The organism is Arthrobacter sp. TJ-263 (assembly GCF_058269155.1).
The window spans coordinates 669,972-685,821 of record NZ_JBZCNE010000001.1; the positions used below are offsets into that span (position 1 = coordinate 669,972).

The 15,850-nt window shown below is 68.1% G+C and carries 15 protein-coding genes; 7 read left to right on the forward strand and 8 right to left on the reverse strand.

Annotated elements, in window-relative coordinates:
• Positions 1 to 32: 32 nt before the first annotated feature.
• From AC4D2F_RS03125 to AC4D2F_RS03145, 5 genes are all read right to left on the reverse strand, one after another.
• The gene (locus AC4D2F_RS03125; protein ID WP_490909460.1) at positions 33 to 827 is read right to left on the reverse strand and encodes an SDR family oxidoreductase; all 795 of its coding nucleotides are present in this window, start codon (positions 825 to 827) and stop codon (positions 33 to 35) included.
• Between the two features lie 70 nt (positions 828 to 897).
• Positions 898 to 1,548 (reverse strand): arsenate-mycothiol transferase ArsC, encoded by a 651-nt coding sequence (locus tag AC4D2F_RS03130; RefSeq protein WP_490909461.1) that lies wholly within the window; start codon positions 1,546 to 1,548, stop codon positions 898 to 900.
• Between the two features lie 84 nt (positions 1,549 to 1,632).
• A complete protein-coding gene (locus AC4D2F_RS03135; RefSeq protein WP_490909462.1) occupies positions 1,633 to 3,057 on the reverse strand; it encodes an NAD(P)-binding protein in 1,425 nt (474 codons plus the stop codon).
• Complete coding sequence (gene trxB / locus AC4D2F_RS03140; RefSeq protein ID WP_490909463.1) at positions 3,050 to 4,036, reverse strand: thioredoxin-disulfide reductase; 987 nt, start codon at positions 4,034 to 4,036, stop codon at positions 3,050 to 3,052. The genes AC4D2F_RS03135 and trxB overlap by 8 nt, the downstream gene beginning before the upstream one ends.
• Positions 4,037 to 4,095: 59 nt before the next feature.
• Complete coding sequence (locus tag AC4D2F_RS03145; protein ID WP_490909464.1) at positions 4,096 to 4,566, reverse strand: arsenate reductase ArsC; 471 nt, start codon at positions 4,564 to 4,566, stop codon at positions 4,096 to 4,098.
• A 292-nt stretch (positions 4,567 to 4,858) separates the two neighbouring features.
• Between AC4D2F_RS03145 and AC4D2F_RS03150 the strand changes: the two genes are divergently transcribed.
• The 3 genes from AC4D2F_RS03150 (at position 4,859) to AC4D2F_RS03160 (ending at position 7,226) form a co-directional block, all read left to right on the forward strand.
• Positions 4,859 to 5,143 carry an ArsR/SmtB family transcription factor gene (locus AC4D2F_RS03150; protein ID WP_258069789.1) on the forward strand — a complete coding sequence of 95 codons (285 nt, stop codon included), beginning with the start codon at positions 4,859 to 4,861 and terminating at the stop codon, positions 5,141 to 5,143.
• Positions 5,144 to 5,186: 43 nt separating this feature from the next.
• Positions 5,187 to 5,609 carry an arsenate-mycothiol transferase ArsC gene (locus AC4D2F_RS03155; RefSeq protein WP_490909465.1) on the forward strand — a complete coding sequence of 141 codons (423 nt, stop codon included), beginning with the start codon at positions 5,187 to 5,189 and terminating at the stop codon, positions 5,607 to 5,609.
• Positions 5,610 to 5,690: 81 nt separating this feature from the next.
• Positions 5,691 to 7,226 (forward strand): arsenic transporter, encoded by a 1,536-nt coding sequence (locus AC4D2F_RS03160; protein WP_490909466.1) that lies wholly within the window; start codon positions 5,691 to 5,693, stop codon positions 7,224 to 7,226.
• Here AC4D2F_RS03160 and AC4D2F_RS03165 read toward each other — a convergent pair.
• Together AC4D2F_RS03165 and AC4D2F_RS03170 are read right to left on the reverse strand one after the other, a co-directional pair.
• The gene (locus AC4D2F_RS03165) at positions 7,207 to 8,580 is read right to left on the reverse strand and encodes an MFS transporter (protein ID WP_490909467.1); all 1,374 of its coding nucleotides are present in this window, start codon (positions 8,578 to 8,580) and stop codon (positions 7,207 to 7,209) included. The genes AC4D2F_RS03160 and AC4D2F_RS03165 overlap by 20 nt on opposite strands.
• 135 nt (positions 8,581 to 8,715) lie before the next feature.
• Positions 8,716 to 10,233, reverse strand: a complete 1,518-nt coding sequence (locus tag AC4D2F_RS03170) for a SulP family inorganic anion transporter (protein WP_104165284.1) — start codon at positions 10,231 to 10,233, stop codon at positions 8,716 to 8,718.
• Between the two features lie 146 nt (positions 10,234 to 10,379).
• On the opposite strand from AC4D2F_RS03170, the gene AC4D2F_RS03175 reads away from it, so the two are divergent.
• From AC4D2F_RS03175 to AC4D2F_RS03185, 3 genes are all read left to right on the forward strand, one after another.
• Positions 10,380 to 10,802, forward strand: coding sequence for a MerR family transcriptional regulator (locus tag AC4D2F_RS03175; RefSeq protein ID WP_490909468.1), 423 nt, complete (start codon positions 10,380 to 10,382; stop codon positions 10,800 to 10,802).
• Between the two features lie 280 nt (positions 10,803 to 11,082).
• A complete protein-coding gene (locus AC4D2F_RS03180; protein WP_258069689.1) occupies positions 11,083 to 13,104 on the forward strand; it encodes an acyltransferase family protein in 2,022 nt (673 codons plus the stop codon).
• A gap of 125 nt (positions 13,105 to 13,229) precedes the next feature.
• Positions 13,230 to 13,610: a hypothetical protein gene (locus AC4D2F_RS03185; protein WP_104165290.1), complete on the forward strand. Its 381-nt coding sequence runs from the start codon at positions 13,230 to 13,232 to the stop codon at positions 13,608 to 13,610.
• Between the two features lie 77 nt (positions 13,611 to 13,687).
• Here AC4D2F_RS03185 and AC4D2F_RS03190 read toward each other — a convergent pair whose 3' ends face one another.
• Positions 13,688 to 14,092: a MerR family transcriptional regulator gene (locus tag AC4D2F_RS03190; RefSeq protein WP_104165292.1), complete on the reverse strand. Its 405-nt coding sequence runs from the start codon at positions 14,090 to 14,092 to the stop codon at positions 13,688 to 13,690.
• Positions 14,093 to 14,268: 176 nt separating this feature from the next.
• On the opposite strand from AC4D2F_RS03190, the gene AC4D2F_RS03195 reads away from it, so the two are divergent.
• Positions 14,269 to 15,792, forward strand: coding sequence for a SulP family inorganic anion transporter (locus AC4D2F_RS03195; protein ID WP_490909469.1), 1,524 nt, complete (start codon positions 14,269 to 14,271; stop codon positions 15,790 to 15,792).
• The last annotated feature ends 58 nt before the right edge of the window (positions 15,793 to 15,850 follow it).

Genomic DNA, 15,850 nt, shown 5'->3' on the forward strand with positions numbered 1-15,850 from the left:
GCAGGACAGGATCTGCGCTGTCCGCTCGGGACTCAGGCGCGGAGGACCTTGTGGTTGGCGGCCTGGGCGAGCGGCCGGAGGACGAGGTGGTCGATGTTCAGGTGGTGCGGCGCATTGAGCGTGAACGCGACGGCGGCAGCCACGTCGTCGGCGGTCAGGGGGTACTCGACCCCGGCGTAGACCTGGTCGGCCGCGCCCTGGTCGCCGCCGAGCCGGTTGAGGGAGAACTCCTCGGTGCGCACCATGCCCGGGGACACCTCGATGACGCGGACGTTGTGCTCGGCCTCCTCGAGGCGGAGCGAGCGGGCCATCGACTCCTGCGCCGCTTTCACGCCGCAGTATCCGGCGCCGCCCTCGTAGGGTGCGAGCGCCGCCGTGGACGTCAGGAACAGGACGCTCCCCTGCCCGCCGTCGCGCAACGCCGGGAGCAGCGCCCGGGTCATGCGCATGGAGCCGAGCACGTTCACGTCGTACATCCACTCCCAGTCCTCGGTCCTGGCCTCGGCCACCCGCTCCGTTCCGAAGGCACCCCCGGCGTTGTTGACCAGCGCATGGACCGGGCCGGTCGCCGTGACCTCGGCCGTGAAGGCGTCCACGGACGCCTGGTCGGTGACGTCGAGGGCCAACGGCGTCGCCCCGGTCTCTTCGGCGAGCGCGTGCAGGCGGTCGAGCCGTCGGGCGGCTGCCACCACGTCCCAGCCGTCCCGGCGGAGGGCGCGGACGGTGGCGGCGCCGATCCCGGAACTGGCGCCGGTGACGATCGCGCGCAGGGCGGAAGGGGCTGGGTCAGCGGGGGCGCCGAGCGGCGCCCTGGATGTCTCGGTCATGGGCCCACTGTAGCCAGTGGGGGCCGGGCACACCCGTGCCGCGCCTGCACCGGGCACGGCCCCGTACCGGTCAGGGCACGGTGAGCAGCGTGGAGGCGAGGTTCCGGACGCGCGTCGTGAGCACCTCGCGGACGGTGCGCACTCCGTCCAGGTCCATCGTCGCCGGATCCGAGATCTGCCAGTCCTCGTACTTCTTCCCCGGGTAGATGGGACAGGTGTCTCCACACCCCATGGTGATCACGACGTCCGCTGCCCGCACCACGTCGTCGGTCAGGGGCTTCGGGAACTCCTCACCGAGGTCGAGTCCGATCTCCTGCATGGCGGTGACGACGTTCCCGTCGAGGTGCTCGGCCGGCATCGAGCCGGCGGAGCGGACGTTGATCGATCCCTGGGTCAGGTCCTTCAGCAGGGCCGCAGCCATCTGCGAGCGTCCGGCATTCTGGACGCAGACGAAGAGGACCTCCGGGACTCCGCTGGGCCGCTTGCCCTCGGCGTGGGCGAGCGCGGAGAGACGATCGCGGGCGAATCGACGCGTGATGATCGGCAGGTAGGTCCTGACCTTCGCTGTACGGGCGAGAGCCGTGTAGGACTCGAAGACGTAGCGCTCGACCATCTCGGGACCGAACACTCCGTCGAAGGATGCGGCGAGTTCGTCGGAGATGCGGTGGAGGAGGTGCTCATGGCTGCCGGTAGGGGCATCGGGGATCGGTGACGTGCTCATCGTGCTGTCCTTTCTGGTGCACTGACCGGCAGGCGGGACCGCCCGCCGGTTTCTCTCCTGTCCCCCTGCCCGCTGTGAGGCGGATCAGTAGTCAGGGTCACCCGACCGCCCGTGGGCGGTCCCGGTGGGGAAGCCGATGCTGACGAGTTGCGGTACGCCGCAGCATCCGGCATCGGCAGTGCCCTCGGATTCCGTCGCCGCGGCAGCAGGGGTGTCGCAGGATCCCCCGAGGTCGGTGCTGCAGACTCCCGTCTCGGGCAGCTCGAGCTGGAGACGGGACGCGGCCTCGGTGTCGCCGGCGAGCGCCGCGGTGACGGAGCGGACCTGCTCGTATCCGGTGGCCAGCAGGAAGGTGGGGGCCCGTCCGTAGGACTTCATGCCGACCAGGTAGAAATCCTTCTCCGGGTGCGCCAGGACGTCCGCGCCGTGGGCGGGGACCGTCCCGCAGGAGTGGAACTCCGGGTCGATCAGCGGCCCGAGCGCCCGCGGTGCTTCCACTGCGGGGTCCAGTTCGAGCCGGAGTTCGCGCAGCATCCCGAGGTCCGGGCGGAATCCGGTGGCCGGGACGAGGACGTCGACCTCGACGGTGCGGTCGCCGTCCGGCGTCGACGCCGTCACGGCGAGACGCGTTCCACGTCGGGCGAGGCCAGTGACGGTGAAGTCCGTGACCAGTTCGACGACGCCGTCGCCGACGAGGGTCTTCAGGCGGCTGCCGAGGGCGCCCCGGGCGGGCAGCCCGTCGAGGTCCCCGCCGCCGTAGAGGCGCTGGGCCGATCCGCTGCCGCGGACGGCCCACAGGATCCTGGTGCCGGGCTCGTTCCTGGCGACCTGACCGAGATTGATCAGCGTGTTGGCGGCCGAGTGCCCCGCGCCGACGACCATGGTCGTCTTCCCCGCGAAGCGCGCCCGCTCGGTTCCGACGACGTCGGGCAGCGCGGAGGTGACGAGGTGGGCCACGGCGTCCTCGCCGGGTGCCTGCAGTCCTGCCTGGCCGAGCGGGTTGGGCTGACCCCACGTGCCGGACGCATCGATGACGGCACGCACCGTGTGATCGATGGTGCCCTCGGGGCCGGTGACGCGGACGAGGAAGGGCGTCGTATCGCGGCCCTGGGTGCGGGTCTTGTCCATCCCGAGCCGGGTGACGGCCGTGACGGTGTTGTCGAACCGCAGCGTCCGGGCGATGGCCGGGACGGCGGCGAGGGGTTCGAGATAGGACTCCACCAGGTCACGCCCGTACGGCAGGGCGGTCCGGCGTGGCTCGGCCCATCCGGTGGGCTCGAGCAGGCGACGGGCTGCGGGGTCGATGTCGTACTGCCAGGGCGAGAACAGGCGGATGTGAGCCCACTGCCGGATCGCGGCACCGACGCTGTCGCCCTGTTCGAAGACGATCGGGGTGAGCCCCCGCTCGAGGAGGTTGGCCGCCGCGGACAGGCCGATCGGTCCGGCGCCGATGACAGCGACCGGGAGGTCGGTCGCGATGGTGGTCGATGCGTCGGTGATGTCAGGCATGGGCGGTCTCCTCGATGAGTGCGGTGGCGATGCTGGGGGCGTCCTCGAGTGCGGCGAGGTACCGTTCGGCGTCCAGGGCTGCGGCGCAGCCGGAGCCTGCGGCGGTGATGGCCTGCCGGTACCGGTGATCCACGGCGTCGCCGCAGGCGAAGACGCCGTGGAGGTTCGTGAGGGTCGTGGGCGAGTCGACGACGATGTACCCGTCGTCGTCGAGGGTGACCTGTCCGTCGACGAGATCCGTGCGCGGAAGGTGGCCGATGGCCACGAAGATCCCGGTCACAGCCATGGTGCGGGCATCACCGGTCACGGTATCCGAGAGGGTGACGCCGGTGACTTTCGCATCCCCATGGATGGCGGTGATGGCACTGGTGTACTCGAAGCGGATCTTCTCGTTGTCCAGGGCCCGCTGCGCCATGATCTTCGACGCACGCAGCGCAGAACCGCGGACGACGACGGTGACCGTGTCCGCGAAGCGGGTGAGGAACAGGGCTTCCTCCATGGCGGAGTCCCCGCCGCCGACGACGATGATGTCCTGGCCGCGGAAGAAGAACCCGTCGCAGGTCGCGCACCAGGACACGCCCCGGCCGGACAGGCGCTTCTCGTCGGGCAGGCCGAGTTCCCTGTAGGCGGAGCCGGTGGCGAGGATCACCGCGGGCGCCTGGTACGGCGTGCCGCTGAGGGTGGTGACGGTCTTGAGGTTCCCGGTCAGCTCCACGCTCGCGGCGTCGTCGTACTCGATCACGGCGCCGAAGCGTTCGGCCTGCCGGCGGAGATTCTCCATCAATTCGGGGCCCTGGATACCGCTGGTGAAGCCGGGGAAGTTCTCGACCTCCGTCGTGTTCATCAGCGCCCCACCCGCGGTGACGGCACCCGCGATGACCCTGGGCGCCAGGCCGGCCCGGGCGGCATAGATCGCCGCCGTGTACCCGGCGGGGCCGGAGCCCACGACGATGATCTTCTCGCTCTGGACGTCCGTCATGGCAGTGCCTCTCGAATCGGGGGTCATGCTGGTGTGCCGCTCCATGTGCTGCGGCGAGGTCAGGCCGTGGTACTGGTGCCCGGTGTTCCGGCGCCGGTGGGCAGGAGTTCGCGGATGAGCTGCTGGATGCGTCCCTTGATCTCGTCGCGGATGGGACGGACCGAGTCGACACCCTTGCCTGCCGGATCCTCGAGGACCCAGTCCTCGTACCGCTTGCCGGGGAAGTAGGGGCACTCGTCCCCGCAGCCCATGGTGACCACGACGTCGGAGGCCTTCACGGCGTCGGTGGTGAGGATCTTCGGGGTCTCGGCGGTGATGTCGATGCCCTCCTCCTTCATCGCCTCGACCGCGGAGGGATTGACCTGGTCGGCGGGCTGCGAACCGGCGGAGAGGACCTCGATGCGCCCCTCGGACAAGTGGCTCAGGTACGCGGCAGCCATTTGTGACCGACCGGCGTTGTGGACGCAGACGAACAGGACCGAGGGCTTCCTGTGATCGGTGGTCGTCGTAGCTGCTGTCTCGGTGCTCATGATGGTCCTTGCTTCTTCGCCTCGTGCCGGAGGGCCGGGCGTCTGGATGGAGAGGAGGAGCCGAGCCCCGGGTCCGACACCTCGTGTACCGGCATCCCACCGAAGATCGACTGGCTTCGATGTCGAGTATGCGGAAATACATCGATGAATGTCAATGCACAGGTATGCTGATCCCATGACCACCATCTCCGAGCCCGGAACAGCGGGCCTCGCAGCAACCGAACCGGCTCCCGCCTCGCTCCCCGGCGAAACCGAGGAGGGTCGCTGCTGCGTGCCTTCCGGGACTCCTGCGATGAGCGCGGATCGCGCCGAGGAACTCGCGAAGCAGTTCAAGGCCGTCGCCGACCCGAACCGGCTGCGCCTGGTCTCGCTCATCTCGGCGAGCGCCGCCAACGAGGCGTGCGTGTGTGACCTCACCGAGCCGTTGGATCTCGGCCAGCCGACGGTGTCCCATCACCTGAAGATCCTCGTCGACGCCGGCATCCTGCACCGCGAGAAGCGAGGTGTCTGGGCGTACTACTCCCTGGTGCCCGGGGCCCTGAACTCCCTCGCCGGCGTCCTCATCGAGACCCGGTGACACCCCCTCACGCCGCTGCCCTCCACCACGAATCGAGACCCCTGTGAGCTTCAAAGCGGACAAGCCCTCCGTCCTGTTCGTCTGCGTCAAGAACGGCGGCAAGTCCCAGATGGCGGCCGGCCTCATGGACAAGGTCGCCGGCGACTCGGTTACGACGGCGTCAGTGGGGTCGAGGCCGGGCTCCGCCGTCAATGCCCTCTCCGCCGAGGTCCTGGCCGAGGTCGGGGTCGACATCAGCCGGAACACCCCGCGCCAGGTCACCGCCGAGGACCAGGGCCGGGCGGACGTCGTCGTGATCCTCGGCCCCGAAGCGCAGATCGACGAGGTCGACGGCACACGCTACGAACGGTGGACCACCGACGAGCCCAGCGAACGCGGGATCGACGGCATCGACCGCATGCGCCTGGTCCGCGACGACATCCTGGCACGCGTCACCGCCCTGCACGCCACCCTCACCACCCCGTAGCGCTCCCCCGCCTGCTGCACTTCCCCGCTCGTCCCTGCCCTGGTTCTTTCGTGAGTTCCTCCTGCTAGGAGTCCTGCTGCCATGACCGTGGTCGCCATCCTGATCTTCCTCGCCACCCTGACCCTCGTCATCTGGCAACCCAAGGGCCTCGGCATCGGCTGGTCCGCTCTCGGCGGGGCCGCGGTCGCGCTCCTCACCACCGTCGTGAGCCTGTCGGACATCCCCATCGTGTGGGACATCGTCTGGAACGCGACCTTCGCGTTCGTGGCGATCGTGATCATCTCGCTGATCCTCGACGAGTCCGGATTCTTCACCTGGGCCGCGCTGCATGTCGCCCGGTGGGGGCGGGGCAACGGCCACCTGCTGTTCACCCTGATCGTCCTGCTCGGAGCAGCGATCGCGGCAGTGTTCGCCAACGACGGAGCGGCGCTGATCCTCACCCCGATCGTCATCCAGATGCTGCTCGCCCTGAGGTTCCCGGCCAGGGCGTCCCTCGCGTTCGTCATCGCGTGCGGGTTCATCGCCGACGCCGGCAGCCTCCCCCTGGTCGTGTCGAACCTGGTGAACATCGTCACCGCGGACTTCTTCGACATCAGCTTCGCCCGCTACGCGCTCGTCATGGTCCCGGTCGGCCTCGTGTCGGTCGCCGCCAGCCTCGGGGTCCTCCTCCTGTTCTTCCGGAAGGCCATCCCGCGCCACTACGACGTCGCCGTCCTCGCGACCCCGAGATCCGCGATTGCGGACCCCCTGACCTTCAGGACCGGCTGGGTGGTCCTCGGTGTCCTGCTGATCGGCTACTTCGCCGCGGAAGCCCTGCACATCCCGCTCTCCGCCGTCGCCGGCCTCGGCGCCGTCGTCCTCATGATCGTCGCTTCCCGCCGACCCGCCTTCCTCTTCCCGCGCACGAGCACCCCCGCCGGCGCCCCCGACACGCAGCACGGAGCACCGGGATCACCGCACGCCGCGGATCGGGCGGAAGACCTCGACTACGAGACCGCGGGGATCGGGCGCCGGACCACGGCCGGCCCCCTCGCATCCGCTGCCTCCCACGCGGGCCCCGCCGACGCCAACGGAGACCTGCAGGCGTCGGCTGACGGGACAGCGGCGGTGCCCGCTCCGGCGGCCCGGATCTCGGTGCCGCGGATCCTGAGGGAAGCGCCCTGGCAGGTCGTCCTGTTCTCCCTCGGCATGTACCTCGTCGTGTACGGGCTGCGGAACCAGGGCCTCACCGACGAGCTGGCCGGCGTCTTCTCGGCCGTCGGTTCCGACGGCGTCCTGATCACCGCCCTGGGCGTCGGTGTCATCGTCGCCGTCCTCGCGTCCCTGATGAACAACATGCCCACCGTCCTCATCGCGTCCCTCGCGATCGGGTCCGCCGGCGCCACCGGCCTCACGCAGGAGGCGATGATCTACGCCAACGTCATCGGCTCCGACCTCGGCCCGAAGATCACACCCATCGGCAGCCTCGCGACCCTCCTGTGGCTCCACGTCCTGGACCGCAAGGGCATCCACATCGGCTGGGGCCAGTACTTCCGCACCGGCATCGTGCTCACCATCCCGGTCCTCGTCATCACCCTGCTCGCGCTCGCGGGATGGCTCACCGTCGTCGGCGTCTGACCCTCCTGCGCATTTCAGGCCAGGTATGGGGCAGGCGTGACGTCGTCCGGTGGACGCCAGGACCGCCCGGCGTAGGGCAGCACAGAGCGACCGTCCCGACCGTGACGGGGATGAGCGCGGCGATCAGGCTGGGGGCTGTGTAGCTGCCGGTGATGTCGCGGCCGATGGAGAAGAGGATCGGGCCGAGGGCTGTGGAGCCGACATTGATCGAGGTGATGATGCCGCGGATGCCGCCGATGCTGTCCGTGCCGAAGTAGTGCGCGAGAGCGATCGGTTCGATGGCGCGGATCGCACCGCCGGCGGCGCCCAGGATGAGCCCGTAGACGACGGCGAGGCCGAAGCCGGTGATCAGGGGCAGGAAGCAGAGCGCTGCGGCGAGAAGCCCCATGGATCCCGTGAGCGCGTGGCGCGGATCGAGCCTGTGTGCCACCGCACCGACGGTCAGGGTCGCGAGGATCGCGGTGACGGTCTGCGGGATGAAGTTCGCGGCCGCTTCGGTGGTGCTCAGCCCCTGAGTGGTGAGGATGGACATTTGATGGAAGGCCAGGGCGGTCGACAGCATGCCGGTGGCCGCTAACGCTGCGGCGATGACCCAGAAAATCGGTGTTCGGACGGCGTCCTTCGTCGCCCACACGGTAGAACCTGATGACGGTTGATGTTCGACGTCGGGCTCGGCCGACATCGCCTGCGGTGTCGGCAGTGCGTGCAACGGTCGAGTCAGCGGATGCGGTTGCGTGTGGTCCTGGTGGCGGGGCAGGAACAGGATCATCGGCAGGACGATGACGAGCACGGCAATGGATTGGATACGCCAAGCCAGGGCGATGCCACCGCTGCTGACAAGACGTTCGACGAGGATCGGGGTCAGGGAGATCCCGGCGGACCCGATTGCGGAGACCAGTCCGACGGCGAGCCCGCGCCGGTGGTGGACGGCCTTGACGACGGCAGTGGTCGCCGCGAGGGTCAGCGTTCCCTGCCCGGCCATGCGCAGGATCACGAAGCCCGCAGTGAGCCCATAGATGTCGCTGACGAAGCTCAAACCCAGCAGGGCGATGGCGAATGCGGTCACTGCAACAAGAATGACCTTCCGGGCACCCCACCTGTCGATGCCGCGACCGATGAACGGCAACGCAACGGCGCCGGCGAGAGTGCCGAGGAGGTAGCTGAAGGAGATGTCCGTGCGGGACATCCCGAGCTCCTCGATGAGCGGGTCGGTGAGCGGGGACAGGCCGGCGGTCTGTCCCGGTGCTGTGGCGGCGCTGATGAGCGCTCCGGCGGCAACAACTCCCCACCATGAGCGGCGGGGAGTTGTTGTCGGTAGTGCACGTGCTGTGGTGGCCCCGTTGACTGCGGGCATCGGTTGTCTTTCCTGCGGAGTACGTGTGGGTCGAAGGTCTGTGCCGTGTGCTTGCTTCGACCCTATCGACCAGCCGGGCCGCGGGATGGTTCAGGTCGACCGGTGGCAATCCGCCCGGGGCCGGCCCTTCTGGTGTCAGTGGCCGCCGCCGAGGTGCCCACCGAGGCGTTCGCGGATGGCGAGGCTCGCGATGTTGAGGCCCTCGATCTGGACGCTCTTGCCGTAGCTGTCGTACTTGGCGGTGATCGCGTCCAGCGCGGCGATGGTCGATGCATCCCAGAGGTGGGATCCGTACATGTCGATGACGATGGTGTCCGGGTCCTCGGCGTACTCGAACTGCGTGTAGAGGTCGTTGGAGGAGGCGAAGAACAACTCACCTGACACCTCGTACTTCGCGACGGGTACGCCGAAGTGTTCCTCTACGGTCCGTTCGACCGTGACGAAGTGCGCGACCCGGCGGGCGAACGCGACCATGGCCACGAGGACACCGACGATGACGCCGATGGCGAGGTTGTGCGTCCAGACCGTCACGATGACCGTGGCGAGCATGACGGTCGTCTCGCTCTTGGGCATCCGCTTCAGCGTTCCGGGCTGGATGCTGTGCCAATCGAACGTGGCGATGGACACGAAGATCATCACCGCGACCAGGGCGGCCATCGGGATCAGGGCGACCACGTCACCGAGGGCGACGACGAGGACGAGGACGAACAGTCCGGCCATGAACGTGGAAAGCCTTGTGCGCGCTCCGGAAGCCTTCACGTTGATCATGGTCTGGCCGACCATCGCGCAGCCGCCCATGCCGCCGAAGAACCCGGTGATGATGTTCGCCGCGCCCTGACCCCACGATTCGCGGGTCTTGTTCGACCGGGTGTCGGTGACGTCATCGACGAGCTTCGCGGTCATCAGCGATTCCATCAGACCGACCACGGCCATGCCGGCCGCGAACGGGGCGATGATCTGGAAGGTCTCGAGGGTCAGCGGCACGTTCGGGAAGAACAGGAACGGCAGGCTCTCGGGCAGCTCGCCTTTGTCTCCCACGGTGGGGACGGTGATCGCGAAGACGACCGCGGCCGCGGTGACGACGACGATCGCGACCAGGGGTGCGGGAACCGCGCGGGTGATACGCGGCAGCAGGAAGATGATGACCAGTCCGACGGCGACCATCGGGTACACAAGCCAGGGAACCCCGAGGAGCTCGGGCAGCTGGGAGGTGAAGATCAGGATGGCCAGGGCGTTCACGAAGCCCACCATGACGGAGCGGGGGATGAACCGCATGAGCTTCGCGACCCCGAGCACGCCGAGAAGCACCTGGAAGACTCCGGCCAGGATGACCGCGGCAATGAAGTGATCGATTCCATGACTGGCCACGAGCGGCGCGATGACCAGGGCCGTCGCGGCTGTGGCCGCGGAAATCATGGCGGGGCGGCCGCCGAGGAACGCGATGGATACCGCCATGGTGAAGGAGGCGAACAAACCGATCCGCGGGTCGACACCTGCGATGAGGGAGAACGCGATGGCCTCGGGAATCAGTGCCAGGGCGACGACGAGGCCGGCGAGGACCTCGGTGCGCAGGAGGCGCGGCGCGCGCAGGGTCCGCCGGACGGATTGGCGGTCCTCGGGCGTCAACGGCGGAGCGGTGGTGGCAACAGCCATGGGAGTCCCCTTCCAGGGATCAGGAGGGCGCATTGGCTGCCCTCGGTGGTGAAGAAGGTGGGGACGCGACGCTGCGTCCGGGAAGAAGGAAGGGGCCATCAGGCCCATGCTTAACTGTACTCTAACGTAATGGTAGAGTTGGGCGTGTGGGGCAGGCCAAGCGATCAGGAGGATTTTCCGTGCATATCGGTGAGCTCGCAGATCGGACAGGCCTGTCCCTGCGCACGCTGCGCCACTATGACGAGATCGGACTCCTGCGCCCCAGCGGGCGCACCGATGGAGGGTTCCGGGTCTACTCGGAAGACGACTCCACCAGGCTGACCCTTATTCGTCAGGCACGTGCCCTGAAATTCAGCCTCGAGGAAATCGGTGAGCTCCTCGACGTCCTCACAGCACGCTCGGGCTACCACGGGCTGGTGAATCTCGACGCGATGGAAACCCTGCTCGGGGAAGCGCGCCGGCGCCGGACAAAACTCGCGGCTGACCTCGACCGCGCCGATGACCTCATCATCCAGGTATCCACCAGCCTCCAGCACCCCATTCAGCCCGCGGTTCAGCAGCCGGGGTAGACACCACAGCCTCAGGATCAGCGGCAGATCCGGGACCCTCGTCGCCGACCCCGGCCCTCATGCTGCGGGCGGCCTGCGACCCCGATGCCCTCGGCCACCACTCGTGGTCGCCTTACAGCCCCCGCAACGACTCACCCGGCACGATCACCCGGTCCCCACCACGGGTAGGAGACACCTCTTGACGACATCGCACACAGTCCAACAACCCGGAACACCACCCAGTCCCGGGCGCCTCCCTACAGCTACGCCGGCCGATTCGTCGGGCATTTTCCGGCCGGAGGTGCAGGGCCTCCGCGCGGTCGCCCTCGTCCTGGTCGTGGTCTATCACGTGTGGCTGGGACGGGTATCGGGCGGAGTGGACGTCTTCCTGCTCGTCTCCGCGTTCCTCCTCACCGCCTCATTCGCCCGCCGCTCCACGGCGGGCCCGCTGGGGTTGCGCACGTACTGGACGCGCGTGTTCGGGCGGCTCCTGCCGCCGGCCGCGGTCGTCCTGCTCGCAACCGTCCTTGCATCGATCGCATTCTTCCCGCAGGTCAGGTGGGGCACTCTGATCGAACACGCCTGGGCGTCGCTGCTGTATGTGCAGAACTGGGACCTGGCGTTCGGCGCCGTGGACTACCAGGCAGCCGACGCCGCGACGGCCAGTCCGTTCCAGCACTTCTGGTCCCTGTCCATCCAGGGCCAGGTGTTCGTCCTCTGGCCGCTGATCCTGGCCGGCTGCATCCTCGCCGCCCGGCGCACCCGGTTCTCCTTCACCGTGGTCGCAGGAACGGTCTTTTCCCTGATCTTCGCCGTGTCGCTTGCCTTCTCGGTGCACCAGACGACGACGAACCAGGCCTTCGCGTACTTCGACACCCGGGCGAGGCTGTGGGAGTTCGCCGCCGGATCCCTGCTGGCCCTGGCCCTGCCCCACCTGAACCTGAACCGACTGACCCGGCTGGCCCTGGGCTGGGCCGGCATCCTGATGATCATCGCCTGCGGCCTCGTCGTGCAGGTCGAGAACCAGTTCCCCGGCTGGATCGCCCTGATCCCCGTCCTCGGTGCCGCCGCCGTCATCGCCGCCGGCCCACAGGGACAACAGCCCCGTCACCCGCTCGGCATCGACCGGATCCTCAGTGCAGCACCGGTCCTGTCGGTCGGGCGGATCTCCTACGCCCTGTACCTGTGGCACTGGCCGATCCTGATCACCTACCTCGTCACCACTGGAACCAGCGCCGTGTCCCTCGGCGAGGGCGCCCTGATCATCGCCCTGTCCGCGGCCCTGTCGTGGGGCACGATGCGCCTGGTCGAGCGTCCTTTGCAGGGCTGGTCGTGGGTGCACCGCCGCAAGCGACGCAACGCCCTGCTCACCGTCGGCTGCGCCCTGATCGTCGCCGTTCCCCTCTCCGGCTGGGAGACGCGCATCAGCATCAAGGAGGAGCAACTCGCACAGCAACCGGCGGCGCTGAACCCCGGAGCGCAAGCGCTCCTCTCACCCGAGGAGCACGCGACCCTACCGGACGCCGCGCTGGTGCCGGCCGCCACAGATCTGGGCGCTGAATGGGGCAAGGCGGGGCCCTCCTGCGAAGGCGGATACCGGCCTCAGGACGAGGCGCTGGAGACTTGCCACCAGATCGAACCCGACGGGCAGGCAACCCGTACGGTCGTCGTCCTCGGCGACTCGCACGCCAACCAACTCATGCCCGCACTCACCCACATCGCCGAGAAGAACCAGTGGCGGATGATCACCCTGCTCCGCAACGCCTGCCGCTACGGAGCGGAGTCCGACACCCGCGATGACGCATGCAATGCGCGCAATGACGCCGCCCGCGAGTACGTGCTGGACCTGCAGCCCGACGCGGTCATCACCCACGGCACCCTCAGCACGGCCGAGGAACCGCACGAGCTCCTCGTCCCGGCCTGGGAAGAAGGCATCGGTGTCTTCCTCGAGGACGGCATCGAAGTCCTCGCCATCCGGGACAATCCCCGCTTCCCGATCAACATGTTCGAATGCGTCGAGCTCCACGGGCAGGACGCACCGCAGTGCAACACCCCCCGCGGTCAGGCGCTCCTACCCGTCAATCCGGTCGAAGCGATCGCGGCCCGGGAACCGCTCGTGCATTCATTGGACCTCACACCGGCATACTGCACCGACACCACCTGCCCGGCCGTCGTCGGCAATGTCTTCGTGTACATGGACCTGGACCACCTCACCCGCACGTACGTCGAAACTCTCACCGATTACTTCGAGGACCAGCTGTTCGCGACCACCGGGTGGACGGCCACCGCACCGCGCACCCCCAGCCAGAAGCCTGCCCTGTAAAGCGCAGGACGCCCCTAAGGACTCGAGGCCCTCGCACAGAAAGCCAGAGAACCCATAGTCAGAACCCCGTCACCAAGTGGAGGACAACCATGGAAAGCCAAAAGACCGCCCCGACAACAACTCTTATGGACCTGAAGGACACATCGCTCACCAGCGGCGTTCCTGAGGACGTGATCGAGAACCTATTGCTGCTGCACATCATCGAACCGGTGACCATCGACCCAGGCGAGGGCCCCCTGTTCGGCGTTGACCAGACCATGCTTCTGGAAATCCTGACGCACATGGACGTGCTCAACTTCAGAATCGAGGAGATGCGAGACATGGTCCGAGCCGTCGACACCCTCTGCGCCGCCCCCCACTCAGAGCTCGCCGCACGCTACAGGATCAGACTCGGCGCCTTTGCCTACGCACTGTCGCGTCGCACCGTCGTCACCGACGCCCAGGCCCAGGCTCTGACCCGCATCACCAATCTTCTTGGCAGCCGCTACCCTTGGCTGACCGCCTGACCCCACCGCGGTAGGCGATGAGCACATGGCTGGTGCGGACGCCGCCGATGACGCCGCGATGATGCCGGGGTATTGGGTCAGTAGCGGGTGAGGACGTCGATGAACTCGTCGGCGCGGGCGAGGGTCTCGACCATCTTGGCCCGCCTTTCGACGGCCGTGTCCCGGAAGGCGGCAAGGCGTGCGCGCAGCTCATCGGCCGCCGCCGGGTCCGTCTCCAGCTGCAGGGCGTCCAGGACGGAGAGGAGGTCCGTCATCTCCTCGAGGGTGAAGCCCAGTGGCTTCATCCGGCGGATCACCATCAACCGCTCGAGGTCGTTCTCGGTGTAGACGCGGAACCCGCCTTCGGTGCGGGACGTCGCCGGGAGGATACCGACCTCGTCGTAGTGACGGATCGTTCGCAGGGACAGGCCTGTGCGCTCGGCCAGCTCGCCGATATGCATGGTCCGGCCCGCCTCGGCGACCTCCGGTGTCGCATCGCTCATCCGTGCTTCCCTTTCCATGCCTGCTACAACCTCACGTGACGTTAAGTTAGAGTTTAACGGTTACTGCGGCATCCCGCGGTTCTTCTGTACGCCGGCGTACAGCCTAGCTCCCCTTCCCGAGCGGCGAACCAGCCGTCTCCCGCCGCCCTGTACTCCAACGCACGAAGGATCCCGCCATGTCAGCAGCCGCACCCACTGCGAGACCAGAACTCACCCCGGTCGAACGCCAGTCGGTCGCCCGAACGCTTCGGAACCCGCGTCTGCTGAAGACCGAGGTCCTCGCCGGCCTCGTGGTCGCCCTCGCCCTCATCCCGGAGGCCATCGCCTTCTCGATCATCGCCGGCGTCGACCCGCGGCTGGGCCTGTTCGCCTCGTTCACGATGGCGGTCTCCATCGCCTTCCTCGGTGGACGCCCGGCCATGATCTCCGCAGCGACCGGCGCGATCGCCCTGGTCATCGCCCCGCTGGTAGCCAGCCACGGCGTGGACTACTTCATCGCCGCGGTGATCCTCGGCGGTCTCTTCCAGGTGATCCTCGGCGTCACCGGCGTCGCCCGGCTCATGCGGTTCATCCCCCGCTCCGTCATGGTGGGCTTCGTCAACGCCCTCGCCATCCTCATTTTCATGTCGCAGGTCCCCGAGCTCGTGGACGTACCCTTCCTCGTGTATCCGATGGTCGCCGTCGGCCTGCTCATCGTCTTCGGACTGCCGCGCCTCACCAGGGCGGTGCCCGCACCGCTGGTCGCCATCGTGGTCCTGACCGTGTTCGCGGTCCTCGCCAACGTGCTCGTCCCGACCGTCGGAGACAAGGGTGAGCTGCCCGAGAGCCTGCCGTTCCTGTTCTTCCCGAACGTGCCGCTGACCCTCGAGACCCTCCAGATCATCGCCCCGTTCTCGCTGGCGCTGGCCGCCGTCGGGCTCCTCGAGTCCCTCATGACCGCCAAGCTCGTCGACGACATCACCGACACCCGCTCCAACAAGACCCGCGAGTCCTGGGGCCAGGGCACGGCGAACATCATCACCGGGTTCTTCGGCGGCATGGGCGGCTGCGCCATGATCGGCCAGACCATGATCAACGTGAAGGCCTCCGGCGCCCGCACCCGGATCAGCACGTTCCTCGCCGGGATCTTCCTGCTCGTCCTCGTCGTCGTCCTCGGCGGCATCGTCGCCCTGATCCCGATGGCCGCCCTGGTCGCGGTGATGATCTTCGTGTCCATCGCCACGTTCGATTGGCACAGCATCCAGCCCGGAACGCTGAAGCGGATGCCCAAGAGCGAGACGACCGTCATGCTCGCCACGGTCATCGTGACGGTCTGGACGCACAACCTCGCCATCGGCGTCATCGTCGGTGTCCTCGTGGCCATGGTCGCGTTCGCCCGCCGGGTGGCGCACTTCGTCACCGTCGAACGGACCGAGACCACCGCGGACGGGGACCGGCACGCCACCTACACGGTCGACGGCGAACTGTTCTTCGCGTCCTCCAACGACCTCTACACCCAGTTCGAGTACGCCACAGACCCCCACCGGGTCACCATCGACCTGCACGGATCCCACCTCTGGGACGCCTCCACCATCGCCGCGCTGGACGCCATCACCGAGAAGTACCGCACCCACGGCACCGAGGTCACGATCGTCGGACTCAACGAGGCCTCCACGATGATGCGTGAACGCCTGGGCGGGAAGCTCGGCGCCGGCCACTGACCGGCCGCGCCGGGAGCAGCCGGCGTACTTCCGGCATGGAAGCCACCGGCGTGCCGGA